The organism is Tardiphaga sp. OK245 (assembly GCF_900108575.1).
In the GTDB taxonomy this organism is placed as follows: Bacteria; Pseudomonadota; Alphaproteobacteria; order Rhizobiales; family Xanthobacteraceae; genus Tardiphaga; species Tardiphaga robiniae.
This window is the reverse complement of record NZ_FNWZ01000002.1, coordinates 282,770-296,338: the sequence shown is the minus strand read 5'-3', so window position 1 is coordinate 296,338 and position 13,569 is coordinate 282,770. Positions and strand designations below refer to the sequence as shown.

General features: G+C 63.0%; 14 protein-coding genes. 9 read left to right on the top strand and 5 right to left on the bottom strand.

Going from position 1 to position 13,569, the window contains the following annotated elements; genetic code table 11:
- Positions 1-224 precede the first annotated feature (224 nt).
- The 3 genes from BLW80_RS08050 to BLW80_RS08040 are packed head-to-tail and all read left to right on the top strand — an operon-like array spanning position 225 to position 2,637.
- Entirely contained in the window at positions 225-1,121 is an 897-nt protein-coding gene (locus BLW80_RS08050; protein WP_093758167.1) for an NAD(P)-dependent oxidoreductase, read from the top strand.
- 10 nt (positions 1,122-1,131) lie between these two features.
- Positions 1,132-2,100 (top strand): D-erythronate dehydrogenase, encoded by a 969-nt coding sequence (gene denD / locus BLW80_RS08045; protein WP_093757562.1) that lies wholly within the window; start codon positions 1,132-1,134, stop codon positions 2,098-2,100.
- A 15-nt stretch (positions 2,101-2,115) separates the two neighbouring features.
- Positions 2,116-2,637, top strand: a complete 522-nt coding sequence (locus BLW80_RS08040; RefSeq protein WP_093757561.1) for an NUDIX hydrolase — start codon at positions 2,116-2,118, stop codon at positions 2,635-2,637.
- A gap of 33 nt (positions 2,638-2,670) precedes the next feature.
- On the opposite strand, the gene BLW80_RS08035 is transcribed toward BLW80_RS08040, so the two are convergent.
- Both BLW80_RS08035 and BLW80_RS08030 read right to left on the bottom strand, forming a co-directional pair.
- Positions 2,671-3,036 (bottom strand): glyoxalase superfamily protein, encoded by a 366-nt coding sequence (locus BLW80_RS08035; protein ID WP_093757560.1) that lies wholly within the window; start codon positions 3,034-3,036, stop codon positions 2,671-2,673.
- 67 nt (positions 3,037-3,103) lie between these two features.
- Positions 3,104-4,174, bottom strand: a complete 1,071-nt coding sequence (locus BLW80_RS08030; protein WP_244528141.1) for a methyl-accepting chemotaxis protein — start codon at positions 4,172-4,174, stop codon at positions 3,104-3,106.
- 322 nt (positions 4,175-4,496) lie between these two features.
- Between BLW80_RS08030 and BLW80_RS08025 the strand changes: the two genes are divergently transcribed.
- The 6 genes from BLW80_RS08025 (at position 4,497) to BLW80_RS08000 (ending at position 9,086) form a co-directional block, all read left to right on the top strand.
- On the top strand, positions 4,497-4,811 hold the full coding sequence (locus BLW80_RS08025; protein ID WP_089267817.1) for a hypothetical protein: 315 nt from the start codon (positions 4,497-4,499) through the stop codon (positions 4,809-4,811).
- A gap of 142 nt (positions 4,812-4,953) precedes the next feature.
- Positions 4,954-5,130, top strand: coding sequence for a hypothetical protein (locus BLW80_RS08020; protein WP_210269243.1), 177 nt, complete (start codon positions 4,954-4,956; stop codon positions 5,128-5,130).
- A gap of 32 nt (positions 5,131-5,162) precedes the next feature.
- A complete protein-coding gene (locus BLW80_RS08015) occupies positions 5,163-5,459 on the top strand; it encodes a DUF3303 family protein (protein ID WP_093757559.1) in 297 nt (98 codons plus the stop codon).
- Positions 5,460-5,581: 122 nt separating this feature from the next.
- On the top strand, positions 5,582-7,453 hold the full coding sequence (htpG, locus tag BLW80_RS08010) for a molecular chaperone HtpG (protein WP_093757558.1): 1,872 nt from the start codon (positions 5,582-5,584) through the stop codon (positions 7,451-7,453).
- Positions 7,454-7,516: 63 nt separating this feature from the next.
- Positions 7,517-7,741: a hypothetical protein gene (locus tag BLW80_RS08005; protein ID WP_093757557.1), complete on the top strand. Its 225-nt coding sequence runs from the start codon at positions 7,517-7,519 to the stop codon at positions 7,739-7,741.
- Between the two features lie 151 nt (positions 7,742-7,892).
- On the top strand, positions 7,893-9,086 hold the full coding sequence (locus BLW80_RS08000) for an ABC transporter substrate-binding protein (RefSeq protein WP_089267812.1): 1,194 nt from the start codon (positions 7,893-7,895) through the stop codon (positions 9,084-9,086).
- A gap of 245 nt (positions 9,087-9,331) precedes the next feature.
- Here the strand turns inward: BLW80_RS08000 and BLW80_RS07995 are convergent, their stop codons facing one another.
- Genes BLW80_RS07995 through BLW80_RS07985 form a run of 3 tightly spaced genes read right to left on the bottom strand, consistent with a single transcriptional unit; the run spans position 9,332 to position 13,519 of the window.
- Positions 9,332-10,417: a lipocalin-like domain-containing protein gene (locus BLW80_RS07995; protein WP_093757556.1), complete on the bottom strand. Its 1,086-nt coding sequence runs from the start codon at positions 10,415-10,417 to the stop codon at positions 9,332-9,334.
- A complete protein-coding gene (locus BLW80_RS07990) occupies positions 10,407-12,869 on the bottom strand; it encodes an FtsX-like permease family protein (RefSeq protein WP_093757555.1) in 2,463 nt (820 codons plus the stop codon). Before BLW80_RS07990 ends, BLW80_RS07995 begins: the two co-directional genes overlap by 11 nt.
- A complete protein-coding gene (locus BLW80_RS07985) occupies positions 12,866-13,519 on the bottom strand; it encodes an ABC transporter ATP-binding protein (protein ID WP_093757554.1) in 654 nt (217 codons plus the stop codon). The genes BLW80_RS07990 and BLW80_RS07985 overlap by 4 nt, the downstream gene beginning before the upstream one ends.
- Positions 13,520-13,569 lie beyond the last annotated feature (50 nt).

The following is a 13,569-nucleotide window of genomic DNA, read 5'->3' as shown; positions in this document are numbered from 1 at the left end:
GATGGCCAGACCCGGCCAAAAGAAAAGCCCCACTGTCTTGAAGCCTTTCATGCTTCAAATATTCTGGCAAGCGAGGTGCGTGCCCAACATTCATTCGTGCTGTGGCGCAACAATTGGCAGTTGCGCAGGCGTTGATATCATCGTTGCTGCGGCTGCGGACGCAGCGTAGATAGCTCGCAGATGCGAGCAGCGTGGCTCGGCGGCAGAAGGACAACGGCGTCAAAATGGCGGATTCAGCGGGCGGCAAAGAGAAGCTCGGTTACCTCGGCCTCGGCCTGATGGGACTGCCGATGACCAAACGGTTGCTGGGCGCCGGTTACGATGTGGCCGTCTGGAATCGCTCGCCTGGCAAGGTCAATGCGTTGCTAGAGGCCGGTGCGAAAGCCGCCGCCAGTCCACGTGATGTCGTCGCCCATGCGAGCATTATCTTCATGTGCCTCACCGATGCATCGGCGGTAGAGGAAGTGGTGTTTGGCGACAACGGCCTGTCCGGCGCCGATGGCAACGCCAAGCTGGTCGTCGATTTCTCCTCGATTCATCCGGACAAGACCAAGTCCATCGCGGCGCGGCTGAAGGCAGCGAACGGCATGGGCTGGATCGATGCGCCGGTGTCGGGCGGCACCAAGGGCGCTGAGGAAGCCACGCTGGCCATCATGGCCGGCGGCGAGGCCGCCGATGTCGAACGTATCAGGCCCTATATTCTGGCGATGGCGCGTAACTTCACGCATATGGGGCCGACCGGCGCCGGGCAGATGACCAAACTCTGCAACCAAGTGATCGTCGGCTGCGCCATGGCGGTGCTGGCCGAAGCGACGCGACTTGCCGTGAATGCCGGCATCGACGCCAAGCGTCTGCCGGAGGCGCTCGCGGGCGGTTTTGCAGACTCGATCCCGCTGCAACTGTTCGTGCCGCGCATGGCGCAGGGCATTCACTCGCCGCCGCTCGGCCACATCCATACGATGCTCAAGGACCTCGATACGGTCGTCGCCGTGGCACAGGACACATCGACGCCGGTGCCGATGGCTGCGCTCGCGGCGCAGATCTTCCGCATGGGCAAGGCGGTGCGCGGCGCCGATGCCGACGCGCTGGAGATCTACAAGCTGTCGGCGCCCAAAGAGTGAAGATCAAGGAATGAAGGTTCTGGTGATTGGCGCGGCCGGCATGATCGGCCGCAAGCTGTGTGAGCGGCTGCTGAAGGACGGTCATGTCGGCGGTGGGGAAATCGGCGATCTGGCGATGGCCGATGCGGTCCCCAGCGATCTGGTCGGCGCGCGCAGCATCATGGTCGATCTCGCAAAACCGGATGCGCCCGCAGCACTGCTGGCGTCAAAGCCCGACTTGATCTTCCATCTTGCTGCGGTCGTCTCAGGCGGAGCCGAGCAGAATTTTGACAAGGGCTACGCGGTCAATCTCGACGGCACGCGCAATCTGTTCGAGGCGATCCGCGCGATGGGGGACGGTTATCGCCCTCGCATCGTCTACACCTCGTCGATCGCAACCTTCGGCGCGCCCTATAACGGGCCGATCACCGACGATTTCTTTCATACGCCGCTGTCGAGCTACGGAACGCAGAAGGCGATCTGCGAATTGCTGCTGGCGGACTATACGCGGCGCGGCTTCTTCGACGGCATCGGAATTCGCCTGCCGAATATCTGCGTGCGGCCGGGCAAGCCCAATGCGGCAGCATCGGGTTTTTTCTCCAATATCATTCGCGAGCCGCTGGCCGGGCGTGAGGCGGTGCTGCCGGTAACCGACGAGGTCGGGCAGACACATGCCAGCCCGCGCGCGACGACGGAATTCCTGCTTCATGGTGCGACGCTCGACAGCGCCAAGCTCGGCGCACGCCGCACGGTGATGATGCCCGGCGTGCGGGCATCGGTCGCCGACATGATCGCGGCGCTCCGCCGTGTGGGAGGTGACAGTGTTGTGACACGCATCAAGCATGTGCCAGATCCCGCTGTCATGGCGATGGTTGCCGGATGGCCCACGACGTTCGATACCACACGTGCGCTGGCGCTGGGTTTCCAGGCGGAACCGGACTTCGATTCCATCATTCGTGCTCATATCGAGGATGACCTCGATGGCGTCTTTGTGCGTTAGCGGTTAAGGACAATCATGGCGCGCGATATCATCATGGCGGCGGGAGGCATTGTCGTGCAGCGGGGCGAGACGCCGCTGTTTGCCGTGGTCTGCCTGCGCAAGCGCGGCGACTGGGTGCTTCCAAAAGGCAAGCTCGACAATGGCGAGACGCCGCGTGATGCGGCAGAGCGCGAGGTGCTGGAAGAGACCGGTCATGCCGCGTCGGTGCATGACTATCTCGGAGCGCTGGCCTATCCGCTCGGCGAACGGACCAAGGTCGTGCATTTCTGGCATATGGAGGCCGCGCCCGCGCCGTCACGCAAGCTGATGAAGGATATCAGCGAAGTCGCGTGGCTGCCATTTGACGCCGCGCTGGCGCGGCTGACGCGCAGCCATGAACATGCGTTCCTCGCGCAGGTCGGGCCCATGGCGCTGGCGGCAGCAAGGGCAGCGCCGGTCGTGGATGGCGAGCCCGTGCGGCCAATTGCCGTGGGGCCCGTCGGCGTGCGACGTGACACGGGGTTCTTCGCGAAGATCCGGAACTGGTTGAACGGGTAAGTTCTCGTTGCAGCGATGGCTGAAGCGGCGGGCTCAGTGCGTGTTGGTCGCGTCATCGAAGCGCAGCACATTGCCGAACGGGTCGGTGATCTTTGGGCCCCTATCGGTCGGACTCGGGCGCGCGAAGCGGGCCTGCTTGTCATGCAGCTCCTTTGCGAAAGCCGCGATATTGCTGCCGCGGATATAGACCACGCTGCCCGGCGTGCCGTCGCCATAGTGTTCGCTGAGATGCAGCTTCACGCCGCCGCGCGACACCTGCATGTAGAGCGGGGAGTCCGGCTCGTAACGATGTTCCCAGTCGATCGCAAAGCCGAGGAAGTCGACATAGAACTCCTTCGCTTTAGCAATGTCATAGATGCGCAGAACCGGAATTGCCGGTTCGAAAGTGACGTCGGTCATCGCTGTCTCCCGCTCGTGGCGTAGGGGAGATTATCGCAGCGAAGTCGCCATTGACTAGATCGTGCGGCTAGGCGCCGCGCATGATCACGCCGTACCAGCCGAGACCCTTATAAGTCTCGTAGCCGGGCGTGGCATGAAAGGCGACGAGGCCGCCGGAACGGTCATGATAGAAGCCACTGCGGCGGCCGTTCAAGGCCAGTGGGATGCGTTCGGTGAGCAGGCCCTGGCCGTCGGACGAGGCGATGACGCGCAGGTTCGAATCCACCAAAAGTACGCGCGTCTTGTCGTCGTCGACGCGAACGCCCTCGACGATGGCGCGCGCCTGGGCTTCCCAGTCGAAATGAATCGCGAGCACGCCGATGGCGCGGCCATTGGCCTTGCCGCCTTCGCGCACGCTGGCGCAATAGGTCGCGACCTGCGCATTGTTCAGGAGCGGCTGGCGCTCGACGTCGCCCGCGGTGTAGTCGTCGCCGGAGCGCAGCGTACGGGCGTCGCGAAACCAGGCGGTGCCGGCGATGTTCTGGCCCGTGACATTGAAACGATCGCCACGGCCGCTGGCGATGACATTGCCTTGCATGTCGCACAGCCAGAGATCGAGATAGACGGTGTAGGCGCCGAGGATCACGGCAAGTCGCTCGGAGACATGAGCGACGGTGGCATCGCTCGGTGCGGCTGCGCAATCGACGACGGCGGAGTCGGTCGCCCACCAGCGGACGTCGCAGGTGCGCTCATAGAGATTGCGGTCGATCAGTTCGATGGCATTCAGCGACAGGTCGACCATGCGTTCGCCGCGCGAGCGCTCGGTCATCTTCTCGATCGACGCCATCAGGCTGCCGGTGCGGGCTGTGAGCTGGGATTCCAGATCGCGCGCGATGGTCTCGACCTGCTGGCCGACATTGCGCACTTCCTGCGCGACGACCGCGAAGCCCGCGCCCTGCGCTCCCGCGCGCGAGCTTTCGATCAGCGCGTTCAGCGCCAGCATCTTCATCTGGTTGGTGATGTGCTGGATCGACCGGGTTTTCTCGCAGGCGATCTCGTTGACCTCGGCGGTCAACCGCCCGATCAGCGCGGAGATATCGGAGCTATCGTCGTTCTCTTCGGTTGCATTGGCATGCGCAGAATGACTGCTGCGGTTCATTGCCAAGACCATCGTCGTATCCCCGTTGACAGCAATCAGTTACCTCCCGGTTATTGCCCGGTCATGGTTAATCGTGGCTTAATTTTCCGTGTGCCGGGTTCCGCCGACTTGCACGAATAAGCGGCAGGAGTGCGCAACAGGCACTATCTCATTGCGTCTGGTCATATGCGGCCGCATCCGTAGGACGTTCGATGCCCCCTAGCGGTACAAATTAGGGCGTCATTAGTGATGCTTATGCACGCGCCCCCCGATTACTCTGACGAACAACGCGATATCAACCACACTCGTGCAGGCTCAAGGCTTCATAGGCCGAGCCATTGTGATGAGCGTTCTCGAAGACCTGACCGGTGCGACCACGTCGGAACTGTCCGACGAATTGATCTTCCAGATCGCCTCGGCGTCCAGCCCCGAGCAGCGCAAATACGCGGCTGACCTGTTCCGGTATTTCGCCAAACAGCTCGAATTCGAATCCTATCGGCGCGGGCAGCAGAGCATGGCCGTTCCACAGCTTCCGTCGCCGGCCATGATTATCGACGCGACGCCCGAACAGGACGAAGCGCCCACGATCCAGCCGTCCGATGACCCTGGCGATGACCCGTCCGTCGGTCTGATCCCGCCGGTGAGCTGGCAGGATTGACGGCGGCGCGACAGTTTTACGTCAGATCCGTTGCTTCCTACCGATTGGCTTAACCATTCGCAGGCCAAATGAGTCGCGAGTGATTCGAGCGTTGCAATCGTGAAGAGCGGGCGTGCCAGTGAGTGTAGTTATCCCTTTCCCTATGCGTGTAGCGGCCCCCCAGGCCGATGAGTGTGAAATCGATCTACTGAGCGCCGTCGATCTGGCGATCCGCGATCTCCGCGAAATCTCCCAGACCGCGAACGACATCGCGCAGGCGCGTGCGCGTGAATGCCTGGCCATGCTGGAAAGCGCCTATCACGGTGCGCTGCAGGGCTGACGCGTTCTGAGTACGCCGACAGGAGATCAGCGATGCTGTTTCTGGTGATCTCGAATCCGCGCGCAGATCGTCCGTCCGACATGGCGGCCGCGCGTCAGAGCTTCTGGCCGTGGATGGCTGGGTATCAGGCGTCGGGTGTCTGCCAGCACATCTATCCGCGCGTCGGCCGCGGCGTGGTCGCGGTGTTCAAGGTCGATGGCAATGAAGTGCTGCATCGCATCCTGAACGAATGGGCCGATATCATCCCGGCGCAGTTCGAGGTCTATCCGCTGGTCGATCTCGATGCGACCACGGCTCTGCTCGCATCGCAGGTCGCTGCTTCAAAGTAGCGTCGCGAGTTTCAGTTCCCGATCAGCCTTTTCGCGCGGAAACCATCGGTTCGCACCATGGACTCGGCAAATCCGCGTCGCTATATGCGTGATCTCTCCCTTACCAGTATCGGGCACTTTTCATGACGACCACTGACACCGCTGCACCCGTTTCCCAGCCGTTCCAGGCCGAAGTCGCCGAATTGCTGAACCTGATGGTTCACTCGGTCTATTCCGAGACCGACATTTTTCTGCGCGAACTGGTCTCCAATGCGTCCGACGCTTGCGACAAGCTGCGCTATGAGGCGATCGCCAATCCGCAGCTGATCCCCGACGGCCAGTCGCCCAACATCACCATCATTCCGGACAAGGCGGCCGGTACGCTGTCGATCGTCGATACCGGCATCGGCATGGACCGCCAGGAGCTGATCGACAATCTCGGCACCATTGCGCGCTCCGGCACCAAGTCGTTCCTGTCGCGGCTCACCGAAGCCAAGGACGGCTCCAACCTGATCGGCCAGTTCGGCGTCGGCTTCTATGCGGCCTTCATGGTGGCGGAGAAGATCGTCGTCACCAGCCACCGTGCCGGTACTCATGACGCCTTCACCTGGACCTCGACTGGCGGCGCCGGTTTCGAGATCGGCCAGGTCAGCGACGGCATGAGCGTGCCGACCGGCACGTCGATCGTGCTGCATCTGAAAGACGACGCGAAGAAATATCTCGAGACCTATGAGATCGAGCGTATTGTCGGCGCCTATTCGGACAACATCCAGTTTCCGATCATGCTCAAGGACGGCGATGCCGAGCCGCGCCAGATCAATTCGGCCAGCGCGCTGTGGCAGCGTTCCAAGTCGGAACTGAAGCCGGAGGATTACAGCGCGGCCTACAAGTCCATTGCGCATGCCTATGACGAGCCGGCGATGACACTGCATTACCGTGCCGAGGGCCGCTATTCCTATGCGGTGCTGCTGTTCGCGCCGTCGCAGAAGCCGTTCGACCTGTTCGAGCCGAATCGCAAGGGCCATGTGAAGCTCTATGTGCGCCGCGTCTTCATCACCAACGATGCGGACCTGTTGCCGTCCTATCTGCGTTTCATCCGCGGCGTCATCGATGCCGAGGATCTGCCGCTAAACCTCTCGCGCGAGATGCTGCAGAATAATCCGCAGCTCGCGCAAATCAGGAAGGCCGTGGCGACGCGCGTGATCGGCGAGATGGAGACGCTGAGCGAGAAAGACGCCGAAACCTTTGCCAAGATCTGGGACGCCTTCGGTCCGGTGATCAAGGAAGGCATCTATGAGGATTTCGAGCGCCGCGAGAAGCTGCTGGCGCTGTCGCGTTTCACCACGACCTCGGGCGAGAAGCGTTCGCTGAAGGACTATGTCGCGGACCTGAAGCCGAACCAGACCGAGATCTATTATCTCGCTGGTGACAGCCTCGATCGCCTGAAGTCGAATCCGAAGTTAGAGGCCGCCAAGTCGCGCGGCATCGAGGTGTTGCTGCTGACCGACGCGGTCGATGCGTTCTGGAGTTCGGCGCCGCTGGATTTCGAGGGCAAGCCGCTGAAGTCGCTGAGCCAGGGCGAGGTCAATCTCGATCTGATCCCGCGCATTGATGAAGACGCGACCAAGGACGAGCCGAAGACCGAGACCGATGAGGCGGCGACCATTGCCGTCATCAAGGAAGCGCTCGGCGATCGCGTCTCCGACGTGAAGGTCTCGACGCGTCTGACCACGTCGGCCTCGTGCCTTGTGGCCGGCGGCGCCGGCCCGGACCGCGAACTTGAGCGTATGCTGGCGATGCAGAACCGCGGCTCGGTGACCAAGCCGATCCTTGAAATCAATCTGCGCCATCCGCTGGTGGCGAAGATCGCCGGTGCCGACAAGGCGGCGGGCGGCGAGGCGTCCGACATCGCGTTCCTGTTGCTGGAGCAGGCGCAGATCCTCGACGGCGAATTGCCGGAAGATCCGGCCGCGTTTGCGAGCCGTCTCAACCGGTTGGTGCTGCGCGGGCTCTGATAGCCGACCATTTCACGGCGCGGGGGCATCGCTCCCGCACTTTTGATGCCAAGGAATTCCCCCATGAGCACCGTCTTCGAGAAACTCATCGCGAAATATGCCGAGCGCGGCGATTTCGAGCGCCTGCAGGGTTATCGGGACGATCGCCTGGCCATCCTGAAGAGCATTCAGGATGGGACATACGAGAAGATGCACCTGATCTCCGACACCGATCCTGTCTCGATGGTCGCGGAGATCGAGCGGGAACTCGCCTGTATCGACGCCACGTTGAAAAAGCGGATGCAGTGACCGCACGCGTGCGTTGCAGCAATCTTCGTTGGGAGCGATCTTGAACTAACGCAAAGCTGATCTGCACATTTCGGCTAAGTCGAAAGATTATCTGGTTCGTCCCGAGCTTCTCACATAGCGTGCGCCCAAATTGAAAACTTGGGAGGCATTGATGAAATTCGGACTGTTGTCGACGGCTGCGCTGTGCGGTCTTTTCCTGGCCGCGCCGGCCTCGGCGCAAGGCGTCAAGATCGGCATTCTCAACGATCAGTCCGGTGTCTATGCCGATTACGGCGGCAAATATTCGGTCGAAGCCGCCAAGATGGCGATCGAGGATTTCGGCGGCGAGGTGCTCGGCAAGAAGATCGAACTGGTCACCGCGGATCACCAGAACAAGCCTGACCTCGCCGTCTCGATCGCGCGGCGCTGGTATGACGTCGAAGGCGTCGACATGATCACTGAATTGACCACCTCGTCGGTGGCGCTCGCGGTGCAGGAGCTCTCCAATCAGGAGAAGAAGATCGACATCGTGGTCGGCGCGGCCTCGTCGCGCGTTACCGGCGATGCTTGCACGCCCTATGGCTTCCACTGGTCGTTCGATACACGCGCCTTGGGTGTTGGCACCGGCGGCGCGCTGACCGAAGCTGGCGGCGACACCTGGTTCTTTCTCACGGCGGACTACGCCTTCGGTTATTCGCTGGAGAAGGACACCGGCGACATCGTGAAGGCAAAGGGCGGCAAGGTGCTCGGCGCCGTTCGCCATCCGCTGAACTCGTCTGACTTCTCGTCCTTCCTGCTGCAGGCGCAGGCGTCCAAGGCAAAGGTCATCGGCCTTGCCAATGCCGGCCTCGACACCACCAACGCCGTGAAGCAGGCGGCTGAATTCGGCATCGTCGCCGGCGGCCAGAAGCTCGCCGGCCTCCTGCTGACGCTGGCCGAAGTGAACGGCCTCGGGCTGCAGGCCGCGCAAGGCCTGGTGCTGACCGAATCGTTCTACTGGGACCGCGACGACAAATCGCGTGAGTTCGCCGATCGCTTCTTCAAGCGCACCCAGCGCATGCCGAACATGATCCAGGCCGGCACCTATTCGTCGACGCTGTCTTATCTGAAGGCAGTCAAGGCGGCAGGCACCAAGGACTCCGAAGCTGTCGCGAAGAAGCTGAAGGAACTTCCGGTCGATGACGCCTTCGCCCAGGGCGGCAAGGTGCTGGCCAATGGCCGCATGGTGAAGGACCTCTATCTGTTCGAGGTCAAGAAGCCGTCGGAATCCAAGAAGCCATGGGATTACTACAAGCAGCTCGCCGTGGTGCCCGGCGACAAGGCCTATCCGACCGCGGCCGAGAGCGGCTGCCCGCTGACGAAGTAAGCTTCGCTTCCTTAACCTCTCCCCGCTTGCGGGGAGAGGTCGGGGCCGGCGCGAAGCGACGGCCCCGGGTGAGGGGCAAGGTACGGCGTTCGCCGCAAGCTCGTATTCGCGGATCGGATGATGATGCGATCAGAGAGTTGGGTGATCGGGTAGGCAGTGTGCCATGCCCCTCACCCGACCGTCTTCGCTGCGCTTCGCCGGTCGACCTCTCCCCGCAAAGGGCGGGGAGAGGTTAGGTAACAGCCTCAATATCCCGTCATTTCCAGATAGCCTGTACCGCTGTGGCTGCCGGTGAAGCTCACCGGCCCTTCCCAATAGGGGAAGCTCGTCGTCATCCAGCTCCTGGTATTCAGCGGCGAGGTCGCGATCTGTAATCCGCGCGATGCGATCGATACCTTCCATGACGTCGGGATCCTGCGGCCGGCGATCTCCGTCATGACTGTCGGCGTCATGTCTATAGCGCCTGGGGCAAGCTGCTCGGATTTTCCGTCCGCGGTGATCCAGTTGCCGGCAAAATAATGCGCGCCATCTTTCTGCCGGAGACGAAACAGCATCAGCTTTGCGTTATCGGGCAGATGCAGCGAGAACCAGTCCCAGCCGGTTTGGTCGGAAGCGAGCGGCTGGCTCGAATATTCCCTGTCCATCCAGGCGTGGCCGGTGACGGCAATCTCCTTGCCGTCGATGGTCAGCGCGCCCGATGCAGTGAAATATGGCTGGCTGTAGTAATACGATGCCTGGCCGCGTTCCGACTTGCGGCTGAAGCCGTTGTCGCCCTGCAGCACCAGCGGTTGCTGTGCATCGAGGCGGAGCCGGTAGCTGAAATCCGCTGACGATGCCGATATGTCGAGCGGTGCGATCGACATGTCGTTAAAGCCTTCGATGCCGCGCATCTCCCATGCATCGATCCATGCCCGGAACGGCGTCGCAGTCACGCCGGCCTGACCGACGCCGCCGCGGGCAAAACTCTCGGCCGCATGATGCGCGGTAGCGGATGTCACCGCCGCGTGGCCCATCCAGATCTGCGGCGTCGCCCAGCCGTCGCCCTGCGCGCCCGCCGCCATCGCCTGACGAAACAGCGTCCACTGCGCGCCATAGGCATTGCCCGATGCGTCCGTGAGATTGGCGGTGAGATACCACCATTCGATGCGATAATCCGGATGCGGGCCGTGATCGGCCGGAAAGGTGAGAGGGCGGCCCGGAACGACAGCCGCAAAACCTTCGGCGTCGCGGCCGAGGCCGGCAAAGCCTTGGGCGAATGCGCGTAAACCGCCGAGGCCGAGCAATGCGGCGGCGCCGATCAAGCTGCGACGTGTGAGCAAGCTATCGCTCATTGGCGAACACTTTCGCCAGCGTGGCCGGTTGCATGCGCAGCAGTTTCAGGATCGGTAGCAGAGCTGCGAGCAGCGAGGCCAACATGGCAACGCCGAGCAACTGGACCAGTTGCAGCGGAAACACATGGAACGGTAGGCGCCAGCCAAAGGCCTTTACATTGACGATGGCGATCAGACACCACGCCACCAGCAGGCCGAGCGGCAGCGCCAGCAGTGAGGTAATCAAGGCAACCGACAGCGTCTTCAACAGCTCGATCCCGGCCAGTCGACGGCGCGTGATGCCGATGGCCCAGAGCGGCGCCAGTTGCGGCAGACGCGAATTGCTCAGCGTGAGCAGGCTGGTGAGGAGCGCGACGCCGGCGACGCCAAGTGTGAAGGCATTGAGCGCTGCGGTGACCGCGAAAGTGCGGTTGAAGATTGCAAGCGATTCCGTTTTCACCGTTGTCTGGTCAGCCACGCTGCGGCCATCAAGGCCGAAGCGCGTACGGATGGCTGCGATCAGCGCGGGCACGGCCGCGGGGGCCACGCGCAGGCCCATGCGGGTCTGCGAAATATCAGGGAAATGTTTGACCAGCGCATCGATGCTCACGCCGATCTGGCCTTTGGGATTGCCGTAATCCGCATACACGGCAACGATCTCCATCGGCCATGTGCCGGTCGGCGTCGGCACGTCCAGACGGCCGCCGGGTTTGAGCTTCATGCGCAGCGAGAGTTGTTCGCTGATGAGCGCGCCGTCGCCGCTGCGCACGCGATCCCATGCATCGCTGGTTGAATCCAGCAGCGGCCATTGATCGCGATAGGTGGCGTGATCGGCGAAGCCGAGCAGCTCGATCGGCGCACCGTTGAACTGCAGGTCCGTGCGGCTGCCCGGCAGAACGGCCTGCACGTCGGGGCGCGTCTTCAGCCAGGTCTTGATCTCGATCGCCTGCTTCTCGCTCGCCGCGTTCAGATAGATCTCGGACGCCAGCCGCCCGTCGAGCCAGCCCGTAAAGGTCCGGCTGAAACTCTCCACCATGGTGCCGACGCCGACATTGACGGCGAGCGCCAGCAGCAACGCCATCAGCGCCAGCGACAGGCCCGAGAGTTGCAGCCGGCTGTCGGCCCAGAACCATGTGACGAGCGGCCGTTGCGTGCTGCGTTCACCGCCGGCAAGGACGATGCCGAGAATGACCGGCAATGCGAGCGCTGCGCCGAGCAGCAGCGCCGCCAGTACGAAAAAGCCGGCAATCAGTGAATCGCCCAGCCAGAGCGCGAGGCCGGCAGCGATGAATACGAGCAATGCGCCCGTGCCTTGTAGCCGCAGCCAGCGATGCTGTGCCTGTTGCCAGGCATAGGGCTGTGCGGTGGCGAGTAAGGGGAGGTGGACAGCTTTCAGCAGGCTCGATGTCGCCGCCAGCAGCGCACCGATGATGGAAATCGCGAGACCAGCGAACCACCATTCCGGCTTCAGCGTCAATTGCCCAGGGATTTGCGCGCCGTAAAGCCCACGCAGGCTGGCCGCAACATCGGGCAGCAGCGATGCGGCGATGAAATAGCCGCAGACGAGACCGATGGCGCCGGCGATCAGTGCGATGCTGACGAGTTCGAGGATCAGCACACTGTTGAGCTGCCGCGCCGAGACGCCGCAGGCACGCAAGGTGCGCAGCATCGGCAGGCGCTGTTCGAAGCCGAGGCCGATGGCCGAATTGACGATGAACAGCCCGACGAAGAAGGATAGCAGGCCGAAGGCGGTGAGATTGAGATGGAAACTGTCGGTGAGACGTTCGAGGTCGGTCTCTGCATCGGGCTGCACCAGCCGCAACCGATCGACGGCGACGCTTTCAAGCGAAGCGCGGGGACCCTTGGCGCTGCCGATCAGCAGGCGCGAGATCTGATCCGGCATCTTCAGCAGTTTCTGGGCGATGCCGATATCGACCACCAGCACGCCGGGCGCGAGCTGCGGCTGCAGTTTCAGGGGTGGCAGCAGCGCTCCGTTATTGAGCGCAGGCGTCGCGCCCTCGGCGAGGCCGAGGCTGGCCAGCGTTTCCGGCGCGATCAGCGCTTGACCGGGCGGCGTCAGAAACGCCTGCACGCCGGTCCTGCTGATCTCCGTCGCAGCGCTGGCTTCAATCGGCATGGTCACCGGCTCAATGCCGAGCAGGCGCACCGAGCGGCCGCCAATGGAGATCCGGCCTTCGACCACGGGCGAGACCGGCCAGCCCGCGCGGCGCAGATCGACAAAGAGCTGTTGCGAAAACGCGCCGCCATTGGTTGCGACCAGCATCGGCGTGCGCGTGCCGCCGAAGGCCGCGGCGGCGCGGTCATAGCTGGTGCGCGCCTGCTGGTTGAGCGCCTGCACGCCGCTCCATAATGCGGTCGCGGCGATCAGGCCGATCAGGAGTGTCGCGAACTGCATCGGATGCCGGCGCCAGTGGCTGAGTAGCACCGCAAGGATCCAGAGCGCGCGTCTCACGCGATCAATCCGGCATGAAGGTGGATGCGGTGATCCAGCGTGGCCGCGAGACGCTCGCTATGGGTCACCATCAGGAAACCGCAGCCGGTGCGTGCCACGAGATCGCGCGCCAGTTTCAGAACGTCGTCGGCGGTATCCTCGTCGAGATTGCCGGTGGGTTCATCCGCGAGCAGCAGCAGCGGCTTCGAGGCCAGCGCGCGGCCGATGGCCACGCGCTGTTGCTGGCCGCCGGAGAGCTGTTCGGGATAGCGCTTGAGCAGCGCACCGAGGCCGAGGCGCTCGGTGAGTTCGCGTTGCCAGGCTGCGTCATGTTTGCCGGAGATGCGCGACTGAAACGCCAGATTGTCGGCGACCGACAGCGACGGGATCAGGTTGAACTGCTGGAACACGAGGCCGAGCCGATCGCGGCGTAAGGCGGCGCGGGCGGAATCATGGAGGCCGGTGACGATGATGTCGCCGAGTTGGATCTCGCCGCTGTCGGCTTCATCGAGGCCGGCGATCAGATGCAGCAGCGTGCTCTTGCCGCTGCCGGATTCGCCGGTCAGCGCCACGCTCTCGCCGGCGGCAACGCTGAGATCGACGCCGCGCAGAACGGCGATCTGTTCCTGGGCTGAGCGATAGGATTTGGTGAGATGGCGAACCGTGAGCATGCGGCGGAGACCATAACAGAATCGCTGCCCGTCGTCCCCCACGCAGGCGG